The sequence below is a fragment of the Micromonospora sp. NPDC049559 genome (assembly GCF_040676675.1).
Classification (GTDB): domain Bacteria; phylum Actinomycetota; class Actinomycetes; order Mycobacteriales; family Micromonosporaceae; genus JBFAPK01.
The window spans coordinates 43,012-60,084 of record NZ_JBFAPK010000040.1; the positions used below are offsets into that span (position 1 = coordinate 43,012).

The window sequence follows — 17,073 nt, forward strand, 5'->3', positions numbered from 1 at the left end:
AACGGTGCCGGCGGCGGGTCAGCGCCGCAGCAGCCCGTTCAGCTCGGGGTAGTCCAGGGCGTCGGTGAGCGAGTCGTACGTGCCCGCGCCGAACGCCTCCTGGGCGGCGCGCCGGGCCACCGCGTACGCCGCCTGGGCGACCGCGGAGCCGAGGCTCACCCGGGCGACGCCGAGGTCGGCGAGGACCCGTACCGGCGGGGCGCCCGGGCCGGCCATCACGTTGACCGGCGCGGAGATCTCCTTGACCAGCGTGCCGATGGTCTCCGGGTCGACGACCCCCGGCACGAAGATGCCGTCGGCGCCCGCCGCCAGGTACGCCCCGGCGCGCTCCAGCGTCTCGGTCAGGTCGGCGCCGCCGCCGAGGTACGTGTCGATGCGCGCGTTGAGGAAGAGCGGCACGCCGGTGGCGTCGGCGGCGGCGCGGGCGGCGGCGATGCGGGCGCACTGGTCGGCGACCTCGCGCAGCGGCGCGCTCCCGCCGTGCCAGGCGTCCTCCAGGTTGACGCCGACCGCTCCGGCGGCCAGCACGGCGCGGATGGTCTCGGCGACGTCGTCGGGGGTCGCGCCGTAGCCGGACTCGATGTCGGCGCTGACCGGTACCGTCACCGCGTCGGCCACCCGCCGCACCAGCGCCACCGCGGCGTCCCGGTCGAGGGTGTCGCCGTCGGGCGTACCGAGGCTCCAGGCGACCCCGGCGCTGGTGGTGGCGACCGCGCGGGCCCCCGCGGCGGCGACGATGCCGGCGCTGGCCGCGTCCCAGGCGTTGACGAGGACCAGCGGCTGGTCACCGGTGTGCAGCGTACGGAAGAGCGTGGCCTGGGCCACCTGCTCGGTGGCGGTGATTGCGTGGTTGGTCATGACAGCAGTCTGGTCCGGCCCGCACGCCGGCCGTACTGTTTTAGTCCCAGCCGAATCCAGGGGGTTGCCGATGCCGGAATTGCGACACCTCGCCGGTCGGGTCTGGCTCTATCCGTACGACCCGGACCCCGGCAACGTCCAGGGCGGTGTGGCCGTCATCGCCCGGGACGGGGGCAGCGTGCTGGTCGACGCCGGCAACAGTCCGGACGCCGCCCGTCGGGTGGCGGCGGCGATCGAGATGGCGGGACTGCCGGCGCCCCGGCAACTGGTCTACACCCACCACCACTGGGACCATGTCTGGGGCGCCTGCGCCTGGCCGGATGTGGAGATCATCGGACATCGGGCGGGCGCCCGGATCCTGGCGGCGGAGGCCCGCCGGCCGTGGAGTCATCGGTACCTGCGGGAACAGGTCGAGGCCGAACCGCGACTCGGGCCGAGCTTCCGGGCCCGGGCCTGGGCGATGCCCTCCTGGGAGGGCTTCCGGGTGCTGCCGCCGCACACCGAGTTCGCCGACGTGCTGACCCTGCCGGGCGGGATCGAGGTACGCCACGTCGGCGGCGGGCACGCCGAGGATTCGGCGGTCGTGGCCGTACCGGACGAGGGGGTGCTCCTGGTCGGGGACAGCTTCTACCCGCCGCCGCTGCACCTGCGTGAACCCGACGACGGCTACGACCTACCGCTGCTGCGCCGGCTGCTGGACGAGATGCCGTCCGGTCCGTACGACTGGTACGTGGACAGCCACGGCGAGCCGCAGCGGGCCGACACGCTCCGGGAACTCCTGGCGCGTCCGAGCGCCTGATCAGGGTCACGACCTGCGGTTGGGCGGGCCGAGGTAGGGGAAGTTCGGCAGCATGTCGCCGTGCGGCTGGAGCCCGGTCGGCGGGATCTTGCCGTTGCTGAGCCACGCGAAGCGGTAGCTGAAGACGTCGTCGACGAGCGCCCGGCCGTTCGGATAGGCGGCGGGCTTGCTCCGGTCGTAGCGGAGGAGGTCGGGCAGGCACTGCATGGCGGTCTTCTTCGCCTCCTCCGGCGAGTAGCCGCCCTGCTCCAGCAGTTGGGACCACGGGCCGAGGTAGTTGGCCACGTCGTCGACGGGCTGCCGGGAGTTGTACCGGTTCTTCTCGCCGTCCGGGTTGATGAACGGGTTGATGGTCGGGTTCCCGCCCCGGTCCATCTGCTCCAGTACGCCGTCGCGGCGCCGGCTGATCGAGGCCCACACCCCGATGGTCGGGCCGCCGAGCAGGTCGGCGGGGACCTCCAGCGCGATGGAGTCGACGTCGTTGCCGGCGAAGTCGTCGTTCCCGGTCCATTTCATCCCGTGCAGGGCGCCCTCGACGTCGGCGAAGAACGGGTCGCTGCGCAGCCCGGCGAAGAGCCGGATCGGCCCGGGGTCGTCGATGAGGACGGGGTCGACCGTGCCGTCGAAGCTGACCGGGAAGGAGTCGGCGATCACCTGGCCGGCGGGCTCGGGCTGGCGGGCGTCGGCCCCGGTGGCGTACCAGGCGGTACCCGTCTGGCGGCCGTTGGCGTACTCGGAGAACGTGAACGTGAACGCGATGTCGGCGAGCGCGTCGCCGTCGGTGTCGATGTTGATCCGGAAGACCGCGCCGGGACAGAATTCCGGGCCGGTGGTGGCCGGCGGTACCGGCGGCGGGGCGACGGTCGGGTTGGCATCGATGATCAGTACGGTCCTGCCGGGGTCCTCGGTCGAGGTGAAGGCGTACAGGTCGGTGAGTTCGAGGCGGCGGTCGTCGCCGGGAAATCCCAGGTTGTCAGCGCTGAAGTGGTTGGACATGGTGGCTCCTTGACGGTCAAGGGGCGGAATGTCGGTCGCGCGGAGGGCGTCCGGCAGCGCCGTGTCGCCGCTGGGCGCGGCTGTTCGGCCTGGTCACGACGGCACGCTAGCGAGATTTCGGGCGGCCCGCGGGACGATTCACGGACTCGCGCCCGAGCGGGTGACGGAGGTGGCTCCGGTAGGGCCTCCATCCGGGTTCTGGCCGCGGCGATGCCTGGGCACTCGGTTCATGTCGTTGCCGCTTACACACGTACCGTGTGCAAAGCTGTGCGTGTGTCGACTCACGCAGCTACGCGGGCTGGCCTCATCGGTGTGGGCTACGAGGGCCAGGAGATCGGCCGCTTCGTCGCCCAACTGTGCGCGATGGGCGTCTCGCGGCTAGTCGACGTCCGGCTCACGCCCATATCGCGGAAGCGCGGGTTCAGCAAGACGGCCCTCGCCCAGGCGCTCGCAGACGCCGGCATCGTCTACGAGCACCGCCGCGAATTGGGGAATCCCAAGGCGAACCGGCCCGGGTTCACGGGGCCACCGGAGAAGCTGGCGGAGGCTCGCGCGGCATACGCCACGCTGCTCGCGCGCGTAGAGGCGGCGGAGGCACTCGACGCCGTGGTCGATGCCGGCCGACGAGAACTTGTCGCCCTGTTGTGCTTCGAGGCAGATCAGCGGAGTTGTCACCGAGAGGTCGTCTTGCAGGCGGCGCAGGAGCGCTTCGGGGCGGGCCCTTCCTCGCTGGGACCGAAAAAGCTTGGCTGTGTCGCGCGCACTTTCCAGCCCTTCCGCTGCTGCCACTCCTGCCGGCCTTGGCGGTAACGCGATTCGGGCCGAAGTGGTTACGGGTGGTTGCTGGGCAAGTCTCGCGATCAGCTCGACATCTGAACACTGTCCGTTTGGGCGTGATGACTGTCGGTTGGCCGACCGATCTGAGTGGTCGGATGTGCGAAAGGACACGAATCTGGCATTTTTAGGGGCGAATGTTTCATTCCCTGAAGCGCTGTGCGTCTTGGACGAAGTTCCCGTGTTGGCGGGCAGGAATCGCTCGAACTTTGTCCGGGGGCTGGCTCGGTTCCGGGTCAGGCGTGGCGGCGCAGGCCGTCCAGGGCCACGCCGAGGACGCGTTCGCGCTGGCTGGGCTCGACGAACTGGGTACCGGTGACGCCGCTGACCAGTCGCAGCACGTCGTCGAAGGTGACGTCGGTGCGTACCGCGCCGGCCTCCTGCGCGCGGCTCAGCAGCGGCTCGCCGGCGGCGTACATGGCGGTGCGGCAGCTGCGGAACATCTCCGAGTCGCGGTTGAGCGCCTCGTAGATGGCGCGCTTGGTGGCGCTGTAGCCGACGAAGCGGTGCAGCCAGCCGGCGAGCGCCTCCCACGGGGGAAGTTCGGCCAGGTCCTCGGCGGAGCGGCAGAGCGCCTCCACCTCGTCGACGTAGACGCTCTCGAAGAGGTCCTGGCGGGTGGGGAAGTGGCGGTAGAGCGTACCGATGCCGACGCCAGCCCGGCGGGCGATGTCCTCCAGCGACGCGTCCGTGCCGTTCTCGGCGAAGGCGTCGCGGGCCGCCGCGATCAGCTTCTCGTAGTTGCGCCGGGCGTCGACGCGCTTGGGCCGCCGCGAAAAGACCTCCGGCGCCTGGTCCGCGCTCGTCGTCATGGCGCGTCTCCCCTCACTCCGCTTCCGGCGTCACCGGGAGGCTCCCGGCGTGACCGCGAGGCTCCCGGCGTGACCACTGGTCGCTAATGACTGTATCCGCCCTCTTTCCGGAGGGTATCCTCCAGCTTACCTCGCTGCTCCGGCGCCGGTGGCAACGTGGCGGAGCCGGGTCAGGAGAGCCGGCTCAACCGCGCCTTGCGACGCAGGAGGGCCGACCTCGCGCGCCGGGCGTGGCGCAGGTTGACGACGGCCAGTACGCCCAGGGTGAGCACGACGACGACCAGTGCCGGCTCAAGCCTGTGCCGCAGGGTGGTGATGACCAGTGCCCCGGCGGTGAAGAGCAGCCACGCGCCCAGCCCGAGCCAGCCGGCGACCACGCGATCCTGGGCGTACAGCGGCGCCCGGCGGGTCAGCGCCCAGCCGCCGAACACGGCCCAGCACAGCCCGATCGCCACCAGCACCGCGAACGCCACCTCCGTGCGCGGCGGCAATCCCGGCTCGGTCAGCCAGAGCAGTCCGACCAGGCCGCTCCCGGCCAGTCCGGTGAGGGTCAGCGTCACGTAGCCGACCCGTCGCCGCAGCGACAACGGCGCGTCGAGCCGCTCGAGTACGTCTTCCGGCGTCATCCTTCGTACCCCTTTCGCACCAGTTCGTCGCGCAACAATCCGCGCGCCCGGTTGAGCCGCGACTTCACGGTGCCGACCGGAACGGCGCAGATCTGTGCGCACGCGTCCAGCGGCAGGTCTTCGAGATAGAAGAGCATCAGCACTTCCCGTTCCCGTGCCGGGAGCGCCGCCAGCGCGACCCCCAGCGTCTCCCGGTCGACGACCGCCTCCGCCTCGTCCCCGCCGGGTACGTCGTCGACCAGCTCCGGTTCCGGACGCGCGTACGCGTCCCGAAGTCGGTTCATCACGGCCCGGCGGGCGACGGTGAACAGCCACGGGGCGAACCGGTCCGGCTGCCGGAGTCCGGGCAGCCCCTTGAAGACGGCCAGCCAGACCTCCTGCACCACGTCGTCGTCGGGGCCGGCGAGCATTCGCCCGACGTATCGCTCGACCGCCCCGTGCCAGGTCCGGACCAGCTCGGCGAACGCCTCCCGCTCGCCCAACTGGCAGCGAACCACCAGCAACTCATCGCTCATCTGCCCTCCTTCGCATGTTCAGTCGCCGCGCATGCCCTGGAGGTTCATCCGCGCGCCGGGCCGGGGCGCCGGACGGGTGCGCGGACCCGTCCGGGCGGGGAGGGTGGGGTAACTCGTTCTCTAGCTAGGGCTTGGTAGAGTACGACCATGTCCGCACCACGGATGACCCTACCCACGCAGTTGGTCCTGCGTACGCTGCTGGAGCGCCCGACCCACGAGTTCTACGGCCTGGAGATCTGCTCGGCCGCCGGGCTGGCCAGCGGCACGATCCACCCGATCCTGGCGAGGCTGGAACGGCTCGGCTGGCTGCGGTCCCGGTGGGAGGAGCTGGACCCGCACGAGGCGGGGCGTCCCCGCCGTCGCTACTACAGCCTCACGGCCGACGGGGCCGAGCAGGCCCGCGTCGCGCTGGCGCGGGCGCACACCACGGCCCGTACGCTCGGCGCACTGCGACCCGATCTCGCCGGGGGGAACGCGTGACCGCCCCGGGCCGCGAGCCCTCGTCCGCCCCGCGCCCGCCGCGTGGCGACGCGGCTGCCGACCCGTTGCGGAACGACGCCGTGAACAGCGAGCAGGTGCTGGTCCGGGTCCTGACCGCCCTGGAGACGGCGAGCGCCCGTGGCGTCCCGCTGCCCCGCCGGGTGCCGTCCGGCCCCCTGCCGCGCCGCGTTCCCGGGGGCTACTCGCTGCCGCGACGGTCCGGGTTCGAGGGACCGCCGCTGACGCCCGTCCGCAACCCCGTCGCCATCGGCGAGAACGCCGCCGGCTACCTGCGGGGCTGGCGGCTCGGGCGGGCCGCCCTGCGGGTCCACGGACCCGGTCGGCTGGCGGCCGAGGGCGTGGTGGGCACCGCCCCGCCGGCGGCGCCGCCCCGCGAGATCTGGCGGCGTCGGAGCGCCGTACGCATCCGGTCGGCGGCGACGCGCCTGGTCGGCCTGGTGGTACGGATCCTGCCCGAGGCGGAGCAGCCACGGTACAGCGAGGAGTTCCGGGCCGAGCTGAGCGGCCTGACCGGGCGGCACCAGTTGGCCTACGCCGCCCGGCTGCTGCTCTCGGCCCCGGCGCTGCGCCGGAGCCTCCGCGAGGAACTGCGCGGCGACGCGACGAGGACGAGGTGAGCCGTGTCGGCGAGCAGGGTCGGGGCGGCCCTCGTCGGCGGTGGCGGCGTGGTCTCGGCCCTCGCCACGGTCGGCTGGCCCGCGCTGGTGCTGATGGCGGCGATGACCGTGACGGCCGTCGTCGCGATGTGCTGGGTGCTCAACGACCGCGACCGGCCCAGGCGGCTGGCTCTGCTCATCGCCGCGTGGCGGGGCCAGCGCCCCGGGTCGACCGGCGGGCGGCGCGCGCGGTAGACCGGTGCCCGCCGGCCGTCCCGGCTCAGACGAGGACCGCGCCGCCGTCCACGAGGATCGCGGTACCGGTCGCCATCGGCTGCTCCATCGCGTAGACGTACGAGAGCGCGACGTCCGCCGGCTCGCCCACCCGGCGTACCGGCAGCCCGGCGGCGATGCCCTCGTACATCGCCTCGGCCTGGTCGGCCGGCATGCCCGCCCAGAGCGGGCTGCGGGTGACCCCGGGGACCACCACGTTGACCCGGATCGGCGCGAGTTCGAGCGCCAGCTCCCGGGCCAGCGCCTCCATCGCCCCGCAGAGGCTGGCCGGTGCCGCCCAGCCGGGCCCCGGGCGCCGGCCCGCGTTGCCGCCGGTCAGGACGATCGACCCGGTCTCGCGCAGGGCGTTGGCGATGGTCACCGCCCGGATCACGGCGAGCGCGCCGAAGTACCGGGTCTCCCAGAAGCTCTTCGCGACCTCGGTGGTGAGGTCCGGGAGCATGGTGAGCTGCAGCGGTTCCCCGGCGGTGTAGACCAGGTGGTCGATCGGGCCCGCCTGCGCGACCAGCCGCTCGACCGACTCGGGGTTGCCGAGGTCGACGGTGGTGCCCTCCGCGACGTTGGGCAGGCTGTCCAGCGCCCGGTCGACGCTGGTGTTGCTGCGGGAGGCGACGATCGGGGTGGCTCCGCGCGCGGCGACGGCCTGGGCGACCGCGAGGCCGAGTCCGGAGGTACCGCCGACGATGAGGACACGGGCGTCCTGGAGTGTCATCAGTTGACCTTTCCCTTTCGGTTGCGGTTCAACCTTTGCTCCGGGGCGTACGCGCTGGCCAAGACCTCTTTGTGGCACAGTTGATACCCGTCGGGTATGAGGGAAGGTCGGGAGCGGATGCCGGACGATCTCGATCTGCGCAAGGTGCGCTACTTCCTGGCCGTGGCCGAGGAGTTGAGCTTCGTCCGGGCGGCCGAGCGGCTGCACATCGCCCAGCCGGTGCTGACCCGGCAGATCAAGGCGCTGGAGCGCGAACTCGGCGCCGCGCTCTTCGCCCGCTCGACCCGGGGCACCGCGCTGACGCCCGCCGGGGCGCGGTTCGTCGACGAGGCCCGGACCGTCCTCCGCTCGGCCACCGCCGCCCAGCGCCGGGTACGCCAGGCCGCCCGCGGCGACGCGAGGCTGACGATCGGTTTCATGCCCGGCATCCTGCCCACCGCCACGGTACGGGCACTGCGGGAACGGTTCCCGCAGCTGACGGTCGAGGTGGTCCGGACCTCCTGGGACGACCAGGTCGAGATGGTGCTCGACGGTCGGATCGACGCGAGCTTCGTACGCTTCCCGATCGATCCGCGCGGGCTCACCGTGATCCCGCTCTACACCGAGCCCCGGGTGGTCGTCCTGCCGGCCGGGCACCCGCTCGCCGCCCGCCCGACCGTGACCCTGGCCGAGCTGGCCGCGCTGGAGCTGCTCCAGGACCCGCAGGCGGTGCCCGAGTGGCGGGGCAGGGTGGTGTCCGGCTCGGCGGTCCGTCCCGGCGCACCGCCACCGCCCCGCGCCCGTACCGTCGAGGAGAAGCTGGAACTGGTCGCGGGCGAGCGCGGGGTGGTGGTCCTGCCCGAGTCCACGGCGCACTTCTACCACCGCCCGGACGTGGTCTGCCGCCCGGTGGAGGGGCTGGAGCCGAACCAGGTCGCCCTGGTCTACGAGGCGAATCGGCAGACCGTGGAGCTGCGCGCGATGGCGGAGATCGTCCGCGCCGGATAGCCCGCCCTGGGCCGCGGGTGGTCGCGGTCCACGCGTACCCAGCTGGACAGTTCGTCGCCGGTCCGGAAGTCGGTGGCGACGACCTGGGCGGCGTGACTGCCATGGTGGCCCCCGCCAGGGGGTAAATGCCACCAAACCGCTTAGACTACGCACACCGCGTGTATATGGGCGCGGAGTCACGCGGTGTTCGGTCCGGGTCGGCCTGGTGAGTCCTCGTCGGGCGGCGCCCGATCAGAGCGCTTCAACTGGCGGGGGACGTCTGGCCGGCCGACGACTCGCCGTTCGACGGGTGGTACGGAGCCCCGAAGGGCTCTCCGCCGATGGCAAGTACCGCGTCGTGGACGAGTCGCTTCATGTCGTCGCGCGAGTGGCGGAGCCGGGCCAGCCGCTCGCTGAGTTCGTCCCGGAGGGTGTTCCTGGTGGCGGCCCGGTCGACGGCGATGGCGAGTTGGGTGTGCGCGTGCTGCAACCAGCCTTTGAACTCGTACAGATCGGTTCTGAACCGCTTCCATGCCTCGAAGAGTTGCCATTCGGCGTACTCGGGCCGCTCGTCGTGCAGGTAGCCGCTGAGGAGGCTGGCCTCCCAGTGCCGATCCGAGTTGTCGACTTGAAGGATGTCGAAGGTGACCTGTTCGCCGGCGACGACGGCCGTGCCCGCCGTCTCGGCCGACCTCAGCGCGTCCCGGCTGACGAGGATCAGCCCGGACGCCGCCTCCTCCATCCGCCGGATGAAGCGTGCCGAGAAGAACTCTTCGCGGTGCTGGCGGTCTACCTTGCGTCGGATTCGTTCGGTAACCCACGGCGTCACCAAGGTCGCGAAGCTGCCCAGGGCGGCACCGGTCAGCCCCGCTATCACCTCTGACGAGAGCATGAGGAAATTGTGTGGGTGCCGCGCAACTCATACTCGGTCACGTCGGGCCACTGCCCATCTCGGCTTCGGCCGGTGGCCCAACACCGGGCCCTCGTGGAAGTTCCAATTCGCTCGTTCCGCTCCACACCGAATTCGATGTGCCAACACCTTTGACGATGTGGAGAAAAAGAGCTTCCGACTCGCGCGCCGCCCGGTACCCGGACGATCGGGAGCTGCACGTACCCGTCGGGGAGCTGAGCCGTGGGCTATGCCTCCTACTGTTGGTAGGTGCTGAGGAACGCGCCGAGGCGGCCAACAGCGTCGCGCAGCACGTCGGTGGGGGCGAGAAAGACCAGGCGCAGGTAGTTCGGCTCGTCGATGTTGAAACCGGTGCCGTGCGAAAACAGGAGGTGCTGCTGCTCCAGCAGATCGACCACGAGTCGCTCGTCATCGTGGATCTTGTAGAAGGCCGGGTCCAGGCGGGCGAACAGGTAGAGCGCACCGGGCGGCTTGACGCAGTCGATGCCGGGGATCGCGGTCAGCTCGCGCCAGGCCAGCTCGCGCTGCTCGTACAGCCGGCCGCCGGGCCGGATCAGCGCCTCGATGCTCTGATAGCCGCCGAGCGCGGTCTGCACCGCGTGCTGGGCCGGCACGTTCGGGCACAGCCGCATGTTCGCCAGCAGCTGCAGGCCGTCCAGGTAGTCGGTGCTCCGGCCGGCGAAGCCGCTGACCGCCAGCCAGCCGGAGCGGAAGCCCGGCCGCCCGGTACGTCTTCGAGAGCCCGCCCATGCTCACGATCGGCACGTCCGGGGCGAGCGCGGCCAGGGTGTGGTGCTCCGCCCCGTCGTACAAGATCTTGTCGTAGATCTCGTCCGCGAAGACCAGCAGGTCGTAGCGGCGGGCCAGCTCCAGCATGCCGAGCAGCGTCTCGCGGCTGTACACCGCGCCGGTCGGGTTGTTCGGGTTGATGATCACCCTGGCCCGGGTGTGCTCGGTGATCTGCGCCGCCACGTGTTACAGATCGGGCATCCACCCGGCGCTCTCGTCACAGCGGTAGTGCACGGCCCGGCCGCCGCAGAGCGTCACCGCACCGGTCCAGAGCGGGTAGTCCGGGCTCGGTACCAGCACCTCGTCACCGTTGTCGAGCAGTGCCTGTACGGCCAGCACGATGAGTTCGGAGACGCCGTTGCCGAGCATCACGTCGTCCGGCTGCACGCTGGTGACGCCCTGGTTCTGGTAGTACTGCGCCACCGCGACCCGGGCCGAGTAGATGCCGCGGTCAGGCGGTCGCGGCCAGGGGGCGGAAGCGGGCGGGAACCCAGGCGTACCCGCCGCTGGCGCGTCGCAGGTGGCCGATACCGGGAAAGGGCAGATGGGCCGCCGCCACCCACCAGCGGTGCGCGGTGACCAGGTCGAACACCTCGCTCCGGGCGCGTACGGCGAGGTCCGGTGGTCGGCCCGGCTGGCCCGGCCAGGTCGGACCAGTCCCCGTCCCGCCGCGCCGGAACGGGTACGCCCCGCCGTCCAGGCCCTCGTCGACGGGGTGGCGAACCAGGCGGCGATCATCGTGGGACGGCGAACCGATGTGCTGGCCGGCAACCGGCTCGGCTACGCCCTGTGGGGGCTGCCCGCGCCGGACGGCACGGCCGGCCAACCCCGGCCGAACCTCGCGCGGATCACCTTTCTCGACCCGGCGGCCCGGGACCTCTTCCCGGACTGGGAAGCGCAGGCGAGGGAGATCGCCGCGTACCTACGCCACGCCGCAGCCCAGTACCCGGACGACCGGGAGCTGCACGAACTCGTCGGGGAGTTGAGCGTACGCAGCCCGGACTTCGTCCGGATCTGGTCCGAGCACCCGGTCAGCGACTGCCCGCACTCGGTGCGCGAATACCGCCATCCGCAGGTCGGCAGCACGGTGCTGAACGAGGAGGTGGTCCGGCTGACCGACGAACCGGGGGCGCGGATCATCTTCAGCGGCGCGGAGGACGGCACGCGGTCGGCGGACCGGCTGCGTCTGCTCGGCACGGTCGGCTGACCGGCTGCGTCTGCTCGGTACGGTCAGCCGACCAGCGGGCCGGCGTACTCGCCGGCCCGCCGATCGGGTGGTCCCGGTTGGCGCGTCAGTCCCGCTTGACCAGGCCGAGGAAGGCCCGCCACGCGCCGGGGGAGAAGGCCAGCGTGCCGCCGTCGCGGTCCTTGCTGTCGCGTACGGCGACGACGCCGGGAAGGTTCTTCGCCACCTCGACGCAGGCCGAGCCGCCGTTGTCGCTGCGGCTCGACTTGCGCCAGACGGCGCCGGTCAGGTCCATGTTTTCGCCACTTCCCGGATGAGGTCGAGCGTCGCCCGGCGGGGCAACGCGTCGCTACGAAGTTTCTCCCAGCGGGTCTGGAGGCTGTCAATGTCGTCGGCGCGGACGGTGATGTAAGCGCGCAGTGCGCTGTCCAGGTGGGCCGCCTGGCCCTCCGGGCCCTTGGCGAGGATGAACCCGCCGGCCAGCCCGGCGTGCATGCCGACCTCGGCGGGAACCACGTGCAGGCGGACGTGCGGGAGCTGCCCAATTTTGCCCAGATGCTCGAACTGCTCGACCATCACCGCGGGCGGGGCGAGCGGCCGGCGCAGCACGCCCTCGTCGATCACCGCCACGAAGGTCGGCGGCTGCTCCCGGGTCAGGATCGACTGCCGCTCCATCCGGGACGCCAGCCGCTGGTTGATCACGTCGGGGTCGGCGAGGACGCCGCCGCTGAGCACCGCGCGGGCGTACGCCTCGGTCTGCAACAGGCCGGGGAGAAACGTCGGCTCGAACCAGCGGAGCAGCGTCGCCCGCCGCTCGATCTCGATCCACTCGCGCAGCCAGGCGGGCGCGGCGTCCTCGATCAGGTCTTTCCACATGCGCCGGAACAGCTCGCCGGTATCGAAGGCCAGGTCGACGGCCTCCAGGAAGTCGTCCTTCGGCGGGCGGTTGCCCAGCTCCACGGCGCTGACGTGCGAGCCGGAGAAGTTGATGCGCTTGCCCAGCTCCTCCTGGGTGAGCCGGGCGCCCTCCCGCCGCCGTCGCAGCTCGCGCAGGAAGAACTCGTAGGGGGTCATGGACACGGGTCTCACCCTTTCTCCGGGTTGGGCGATCGTCTCTTTGCGAGGGCTGCGCGTTCCCCCCGGCTCTCCGAAATCGCCCGCACGGCGGCGAACGCTCGCTGACCAGGGGTTTTCGGTTCCGAACGTAGTCGGTTGGCTGCACTGTGTCAGCAGCGGAACCGTTCGGATCTGTCGCACCGCAAAGACGGGCGGGACCGCCGTGGGCGTCGCTCCGGTTGAAGGGGTCCGGGGCGGCGCCCCTTCCAGGACGGGTCGACTGTGGGAGGGGTGTGTCGATGTCGGATGCCGCCGGGGTGGGTTCGCAGGATCCGTCGGAGTTGCCGGTGGGGCGGCGGGTGGCGTACTGGCGGGTGCGGCGGGGGATGACGCAGCAGATGTTGGCGGATCGGTTGGACCGGTCGAAGAGTTGGTTGGACAAGGTGGAGCGGGGGGTGCGGCGGTTGGATCGGGTGTCGGTGTTGCACGAGATCGCCCGGGTGTTGGAGATCCCCGTCGACCAGCTGCTACGCGGTGCCGGCGACGCCGAGCGGGCCGGTCGCGGGGCCGGGGTGGGTGGGGTGGAGGGGGTGCGGGCGGCGTTGGCCCGGTACACCTCGATCGCGGCGTATCTGGGTGCGGAGGTGACACCGCCGGATCTGGCCGAGTTGGGTAAGGCGGTGAACCACGCGTGGCTGAGTTTTCAGCATGGTGGGCACGACCGGTTGGTGCGGATGCTGCCGGCGCTGTTGGCGGACGCGCAGGCCGCCGACGGCCATCACCGGGGTGGTGAGGGGGCGGGGCGGGCGGCGCACCTGTTGGGGCAGGTGTATCAGGTGGCGTCGTCGGTGTTGCGGAAGTTGGGGGAGGGTGAGTTGGCGTGGTTCGCGGCGGATCGGGCGGCGGCGGTGTCGATCCGGGCGGACGACCCGCTGCTGGTGGGGTTGGCGGCGAGTCGGGCGGGCAACGCCCTGCTGGCGCTCGACCGCCCCCGCGCGGCCCTCGAAGCGCAGGTGACGGCGGCGAACCGGCTGGCGCCGGCCGACGCGGGGGAGGCGACTCCGCAGCGGTTGTCGGTGTACGGGTCGCTGCTGCTGCAGGGGGCGATGGCCGCCGCGCACCTGGGTGACCACAGTGGCGTGGCCGATCTGGTTCGCGAGGCGGGGCACGTCGCCGCCGCGCTCGGCGGGGATCGCAACGACTACTGGACGAGTTTCGGGCCGACGAACCTGCGGTTGCACGTGGTGGCGGCGAGCGTGGAGTTGGGGGAGGCGGGGGACGCGATCGAGGCGGCCGAGGGGTTGGACCCGGCTGGGTTCGGGGCGTTGGTGCCGGAGCGGCGGGCGCAGCATCTGCTGGACCTGGCCCGCGCCCACAATCTGGCCAACCGGCCCGACCGGGCGGTTGCGCTGCTGCTGGCGGCCGAACGGCTCGCCCCGGCCGAGGTCCGGCACCGACCGGTCGCGCACGCGGCGCTGCGCGACGCCGCTCGGCGGGTACGCGGGAAGCTTCCCGGCCCTCTCGCGGACCTGGCCCGACGCGCCCGCATCGACCCGCTGTAGGCCGCGTTTCACAAGGACCGGCCGGCCGCCCGTACGAAACGCGGCCTAACGCGGCAGGGTGAGGATTTCGGCCCCGTCGTCGGTGATGGCGATCGTGTGCTCGCTGTGCGCCGTCCGGCAGCCCGTCGCGCTCCGGAGCGTCCAGCCGTCGGCATCGGTGACCAGCTTGTCGGTGTCCGCCATGATCCACGGCTCCAGCGCCAGCAGCAGCCCGGGGCGCAGCCGGTAGCCGCGACCCGGCCGCCCCGTGTTCGGCACGTGCGGGTCCTGGTGCATCGTCGACCCGACGCCGTGACCGCCGAACTCGGTGTTGACCGAATATCCCGCCTCGTTGAGGACCGTGCCGATGGCGTGTGAGATGTCGCCGATCCGGGCCCCCGGTCCGGCCGCGGCTATCCCCGCCCGCAGTGCGCGCTCCGTCGCGCTGATCAACGCGACGCTCTCCGGCGGCTTCGAGTCGCCCACGATGAAGCTGACGGCCGAGTCGGCGACCACGCCGCCCTTGGCGACGGCGAGGTCGAGCGTCAGCAGGTCGCCGTCGGCGAGCGGGTAGTCGTGCGGGAGTCCGTGCAGTACCGCGTCGTTGACCGACGTGCAGATGTAGTGGCCGAACGGTCCGCGCCCGAAGGACGGCTCGTAGTCGACGTAGCAGGACTGCGCCCCGGCCTCGATGATCATGGCCTGGGCCCACCGGTCGATATCCAGCAGGTTCGTACCGACCGTGCTGCGGCTCTTCAGGGTCTGCAGGATGCCGGCGACCAGGGCGCCTGCCTCCCGGGCTCGGGGCAGGTCGGTGGGGTCCAGGATCTCGATCATCGGGGTGCCTTACTCGTACGCCAATAAGTATCCCGGCCATATTATCCCGGTACTAGAATCGGTGCCATGGTCAGGTTGCCGCTTACGCCCGCGGAGGTCGAGCGCGGACAGCGCCTCGGCGCGCTCCTGCGTCGCGCCCGGGGAGAGCGCTCGATGCTCGGTACCGCGCTGGCCGCGGGTGTCTCGCCGGAGACCCTTCGGAAGATCGAGTCCGGCCGCGTGGCCACCCCCGCCTTCTCGACCATCGCCGCCATCGCCGACGTCCTCGGCCTCTCCCTCGACGCGGTCTGGTCGGAGATCAACCAGTCGGCCCCCGGGGTCGAACTCGCACGATCAGGCCCCGCCGCGGGCGAGCGGCTGGCCTCGTAGGTCTCCACCCGCCACCGGGGCCAGCTGTTTCCGCCCTCCGACATCGGAGGAAATTCCCCGGGTCGGCATGCAAGGTTCTCCGCGCCGCTGAGGTCTATGTCAGCGGAGGGAGGATCGATGGACGAATCCGCCGAGCGGGAGTTCACCGCGTTCGTCACCGAACGCGGTCACGTCCTGCTCCGGGTCGCGTACGCGCTGACCGGGAACCGGCAGGCAGCGGAGGACCTGCTGCAGACGGCCCTGGCGAAGACGGCGCTCCGGTGGACCAGGATCGAGCACGGCGCCGAGATGTACGTGCGCAAGGTTCTCTACCACGACCACGTCTCGCGCTGGCAGCGGCTGCGGCGCCTGCGTGAGGTCCCGGTCGAGACACCGCCGGAGCAGGGCGCGCGTGGCGACCTGTCCCGCGAGGTGGCGGACCGGATCGCCGTACACGGGGCGCTGCTGCGGCTGCCGCCCCGGCAACGGGCCGTGCTGGTGCTGCGGTACCTCGAAGACCTCAGCGAGAAGCAGGTCGCCCAGGTGCTCGGCTGCTCACCGGGAACGGTGGCGAGCCAGGCATCCCGGGCGCTCGCCCGACTTCGCGAGCTGATCGCCGGCCAGGGCCTGCTGGCACCCGACGACGCCGACCTGGAGGTCATCAGATGAGTGCGGAGAGACTCGAACAGGCCCTGCGCCACCTCGGCGAGGACCTGCCGTACACCAACCTGGCGCAGGGGGCGCTGCGGCAGAGCCGGCGGATGCGCCTGCGCCGAAACGTCCTCGGCGGAGTCGGCGCGGTCGTGGCGCTCGCGGCGATCGCCGTACCGTTCGGCTTCGTCGACCGCTCGGCGCCCGCGCCCGCGGCCGGACCGGGCGCCTCGGCCGGTACGCCGTCGAGCGCCACGCCCTCGACCGGCGCCTCCGTCGGCCCGTCGCTGGCCGCCACCCCGTTCGCGCCCAAGCCGGCGCCCCCCGGCTCGGTGGCGCTGCCCGGCGGCGTTTACGTCGCCAGCGCCAGCAACGAATCGGGGAGCAAGATCTACGACCCGAGGCAGCACGGGTACCGCTCGTCCGGCCACCCGCAGGCGTGGGCGTCGCCGGACGGGAAGCTCGCCGTCGTCGCCGACCGGAACCACCGGCTCGGCATCCTCGACCCGGCCACCAACGCCGTACGCTGGATCGCCGGCTCGAAGCTCGACATCGGCCGTCCACAGTGGTCGGGCGACGGCCGGCAGGTGGTCTTCGCCGGACCGGGCCGCGACCAGGGGACGCTCGGCATCGTCGTGGTCGACGTGGCGACCGCCAAGGCCCGCACGATCCAGCCGGCGGTGCCCTGCGTCGAACTCTGCCAGCCGAGCTGGCTGCCCGGCGACACCGAGGTCGGGCTGCCGCAGGTGAGCCAGCCACGCGCCGTGCTACAGGCGTACGCGGTCGCCGACGGTCGCGCCCGCGCCGTGCCGCTACCGGGGGCGGTACAGACCGGCGACGCCTGGTCACCCGACGGGCGGTACGTCGTCGCCGAGATCTCGGACGACGGCGACTTCGGGATCGGGATCGTCGAGCGGGCCACCGGCACCGTGACCGCGAGGCTCGACCTCGGGCAGGGCGAACAGGTCCAGGCCCGGGATGTCGTCTGGGCCACCGCGGACCGGATCGTCGGCGCGACGGCCCGGGAACTCGTCGTCTACTCGGCCGAGGGCAAGGAACTGGACCGCATCCCGCTGCCGTCCGCGCTGCGCGGCGACCAGCTCCAACTCGCCTTCGCGCGCCCCTGACGCGCGAATCCGTTTCATCCGGCGCGGCCCGGCGCCGAACCCCGCCGGGCCGCGCGAATCCCGCTCATCCGGCCCGGCGCCGAATACCGCCGGGCCGCCCCACCACGTGCCATCCGCGA

Annotated in this window: 23 protein-coding genes and 1 pseudogene; 11 read left to right on the forward strand and 13 right to left on the reverse strand. The window is 72.0% G+C overall.

The annotated features are described in order from the left end of the window. Window positions 1-18: 18 nt before the first annotated feature. Window positions 19-858 (reverse strand): isocitrate lyase/phosphoenolpyruvate mutase family protein, encoded by an 840-nt coding sequence (locus tag AB0J86_RS31785; protein WP_363861357.1) that lies wholly within the window; start codon window positions 856-858, stop codon window positions 19-21. A 70-nt stretch (window positions 859-928) separates the two neighbouring features. Here AB0J86_RS31785 and AB0J86_RS31790 point away from each other — a divergent pair, with 70 nt between their 5' ends. Further along, window positions 929-1,657, forward strand: a complete 729-nt coding sequence (locus tag AB0J86_RS31790; protein WP_363861358.1) for an MBL fold metallo-hydrolase — start codon at window positions 929-931, stop codon at window positions 1,655-1,657. A gap of 6 nt (window positions 1,658-1,663) precedes the next feature. Here AB0J86_RS31790 and AB0J86_RS31795 read toward each other — a convergent pair whose 3' ends face one another. Further along, complete coding sequence (locus AB0J86_RS31795; protein ID WP_363861359.1) at window positions 1,664-2,653, reverse strand: DUF4331 family protein; 990 nt, start codon at window positions 2,651-2,653, stop codon at window positions 1,664-1,666. 312 nt (window positions 2,654-2,965) lie between these two features. On the opposite strand from AB0J86_RS31795, the gene AB0J86_RS31800 reads away from it, so the two are divergent. Next, window positions 2,966-3,463 carry a DUF488 domain-containing protein gene (locus tag AB0J86_RS31800; protein ID WP_363861360.1) on the forward strand — a complete coding sequence of 166 codons (498 nt, stop codon included), beginning with the start codon at window positions 2,966-2,968 and terminating at the stop codon, window positions 3,461-3,463. Between the two features lie 260 nt (window positions 3,464-3,723). Here the strand turns inward: AB0J86_RS31800 and AB0J86_RS31805 are convergent, their stop codons facing one another. The 3 genes from AB0J86_RS31805 to AB0J86_RS31815 all read right to left on the reverse strand — a co-directional run bounded on the left by AB0J86_RS31805 (window position 3,724) and on the right by AB0J86_RS31815 (window position 5,440). After that, a complete protein-coding gene (locus AB0J86_RS31805; protein WP_363861361.1) occupies window positions 3,724-4,299 on the reverse strand; it encodes a helix-turn-helix domain-containing protein in 576 nt (191 codons plus the stop codon). 170 nt (window positions 4,300-4,469) lie between these two features. Then, window positions 4,470-4,925 (reverse strand): hypothetical protein, encoded by a 456-nt coding sequence (locus tag AB0J86_RS31810; protein WP_363861362.1) that lies wholly within the window; start codon window positions 4,923-4,925, stop codon window positions 4,470-4,472. After that, window positions 4,922-5,440 carry a sigma-70 family RNA polymerase sigma factor gene (locus AB0J86_RS31815; protein WP_363861363.1) on the reverse strand — a complete coding sequence of 173 codons (519 nt, stop codon included), beginning with the start codon at window positions 5,438-5,440 and terminating at the stop codon, window positions 4,922-4,924. The genes AB0J86_RS31810 and AB0J86_RS31815 overlap by 4 nt, the downstream gene beginning before the upstream one ends. Before the next feature lie 147 nt (window positions 5,441-5,587). Between AB0J86_RS31815 and AB0J86_RS31820 the strand changes: the two genes are divergently transcribed. The 3 genes from AB0J86_RS31820 (at window position 5,588) to AB0J86_RS31830 (ending at window position 6,792) form a co-directional block, all read left to right on the forward strand. Continuing rightward, window positions 5,588-5,920 carry a helix-turn-helix transcriptional regulator gene (locus AB0J86_RS31820; RefSeq protein WP_363861364.1) on the forward strand — a complete coding sequence of 111 codons (333 nt, stop codon included), beginning with the start codon at window positions 5,588-5,590 and terminating at the stop codon, window positions 5,918-5,920. 80 nt (window positions 5,921-6,000) lie between these two features. Then, window positions 6,001-6,558, forward strand: a complete 558-nt coding sequence (locus AB0J86_RS31825; protein ID WP_363861365.1) for a hypothetical protein — start codon at window positions 6,001-6,003, stop codon at window positions 6,556-6,558. A gap of 3 nt (window positions 6,559-6,561) precedes the next feature. Further along, window positions 6,562-6,792 (forward strand): hypothetical protein, encoded by a 231-nt coding sequence (locus AB0J86_RS31830; RefSeq protein WP_363861366.1) that lies wholly within the window; start codon window positions 6,562-6,564, stop codon window positions 6,790-6,792. A gap of 25 nt (window positions 6,793-6,817) precedes the next feature. Here the strand turns inward: AB0J86_RS31830 and AB0J86_RS31835 are convergent, their stop codons facing one another. Next, window positions 6,818-7,543, reverse strand: a complete 726-nt coding sequence (locus AB0J86_RS31835; protein ID WP_363861367.1) for an SDR family oxidoreductase — start codon at window positions 7,541-7,543, stop codon at window positions 6,818-6,820. Between the two features lie 117 nt (window positions 7,544-7,660). On the opposite strand from AB0J86_RS31835, the gene AB0J86_RS31840 reads away from it, so the two are divergent. Beyond that, window positions 7,661-8,530 carry a LysR substrate-binding domain-containing protein gene (locus AB0J86_RS31840; protein ID WP_363861368.1) on the forward strand — a complete coding sequence of 290 codons (870 nt, stop codon included), beginning with the start codon at window positions 7,661-7,663 and terminating at the stop codon, window positions 8,528-8,530. 241 nt (window positions 8,531-8,771) lie between these two features. On the opposite strand, the gene AB0J86_RS31845 is transcribed toward AB0J86_RS31840, so the two are convergent. The 4 genes and pseudogenes from AB0J86_RS31845 to AB0J86_RS31860 all read right to left on the reverse strand — a co-directional run bounded on the left by AB0J86_RS31845 (window position 8,772) and on the right by AB0J86_RS31860 (window position 10,800). Continuing rightward, on the reverse strand, window positions 8,772-9,401 hold the full coding sequence (locus tag AB0J86_RS31845; RefSeq protein ID WP_363861369.1) for a hypothetical protein: 630 nt from the start codon (window positions 9,399-9,401) through the stop codon (window positions 8,772-8,774). A gap of 254 nt (window positions 9,402-9,655) precedes the next feature. Beyond that, window positions 9,656-10,117, reverse strand: a complete 462-nt coding sequence (locus AB0J86_RS31850) for an aminotransferase class I/II-fold pyridoxal phosphate-dependent enzyme (RefSeq protein ID WP_363861393.1) — start codon at window positions 10,115-10,117, stop codon at window positions 9,656-9,658. A gap of 73 nt (window positions 10,118-10,190) precedes the next feature. Continuing rightward, window positions 10,191-10,631, reverse strand: a pseudogene (locus AB0J86_RS31855) (aminotransferase class I/II-fold pyridoxal phosphate-dependent enzyme); the annotation flags it as partial. A gap of 28 nt (window positions 10,632-10,659) precedes the next feature. Beyond that, a complete protein-coding gene (locus AB0J86_RS31860) occupies window positions 10,660-10,800 on the reverse strand; it encodes a hypothetical protein (RefSeq protein WP_363861370.1) in 141 nt (46 codons plus the stop codon). On the opposite strand from AB0J86_RS31860, the gene AB0J86_RS31865 reads away from it, so the two are divergent. Further along, the gene (locus AB0J86_RS31865) at window positions 10,777-11,415 is read left to right on the forward strand and encodes a transcriptional regulator (protein ID WP_363861371.1); all 639 of its coding nucleotides are present in this window, start codon (window positions 10,777-10,779) and stop codon (window positions 11,413-11,415) included. The genes AB0J86_RS31860 and AB0J86_RS31865 overlap by 24 nt on opposite strands. 85 nt (window positions 11,416-11,500) lie before the next feature. On the opposite strand, the gene AB0J86_RS31870 is transcribed toward AB0J86_RS31865, so the two are convergent. Together AB0J86_RS31870 and AB0J86_RS31875 are read right to left on the reverse strand one after the other, a co-directional pair. Continuing rightward, window positions 11,501-11,689, reverse strand: coding sequence for a DUF397 domain-containing protein (locus AB0J86_RS31870; protein WP_363861372.1), 189 nt, complete (start codon window positions 11,687-11,689; stop codon window positions 11,501-11,503). Next, a complete protein-coding gene (locus AB0J86_RS31875; RefSeq protein WP_363861394.1) occupies window positions 11,680-12,468 on the reverse strand; it encodes a helix-turn-helix transcriptional regulator in 789 nt (262 codons plus the stop codon). The genes AB0J86_RS31870 and AB0J86_RS31875 overlap by 10 nt, the downstream gene beginning before the upstream one ends. 281 nt (window positions 12,469-12,749) lie before the next feature. On the opposite strand from AB0J86_RS31875, the gene AB0J86_RS31880 reads away from it, so the two are divergent. Then, window positions 12,750-14,012 carry a helix-turn-helix transcriptional regulator gene (locus AB0J86_RS31880; RefSeq protein ID WP_363861373.1) on the forward strand — a complete coding sequence of 421 codons (1,263 nt, stop codon included), beginning with the start codon at window positions 12,750-12,752 and terminating at the stop codon, window positions 14,010-14,012. Between the two features lie 45 nt (window positions 14,013-14,057). Here AB0J86_RS31880 and map read toward each other — a convergent pair whose 3' ends face one another. Continuing rightward, window positions 14,058-14,828: a type I methionyl aminopeptidase gene (gene map, locus AB0J86_RS31885; RefSeq protein ID WP_363861374.1), complete on the reverse strand. Its 771-nt coding sequence runs from the start codon at window positions 14,826-14,828 to the stop codon at window positions 14,058-14,060. A gap of 66 nt (window positions 14,829-14,894) precedes the next feature. Between map and AB0J86_RS31890 the strand changes: the two genes are divergently transcribed. The 3 genes from AB0J86_RS31890 to AB0J86_RS31900 all read left to right on the forward strand — a co-directional run bounded on the left by AB0J86_RS31890 (window position 14,895) and on the right by AB0J86_RS31900 (window position 16,954). Continuing rightward, window positions 14,895-15,197, forward strand: a complete 303-nt coding sequence (locus AB0J86_RS31890; protein ID WP_363861375.1) for a helix-turn-helix transcriptional regulator — start codon at window positions 14,895-14,897, stop codon at window positions 15,195-15,197. Between the two features lie 117 nt (window positions 15,198-15,314). Then, a complete protein-coding gene (locus AB0J86_RS31895) occupies window positions 15,315-15,845 on the forward strand; it encodes a SigE family RNA polymerase sigma factor (protein ID WP_363861376.1) in 531 nt (176 codons plus the stop codon). Further along, a complete protein-coding gene (locus tag AB0J86_RS31900; RefSeq protein ID WP_363861377.1) occupies window positions 15,842-16,954 on the forward strand; it encodes a hypothetical protein in 1,113 nt (370 codons plus the stop codon). Before AB0J86_RS31895 ends, AB0J86_RS31900 begins: the two co-directional genes overlap by 4 nt. The last annotated feature ends 119 nt before the right edge of the window (window positions 16,955-17,073 follow it).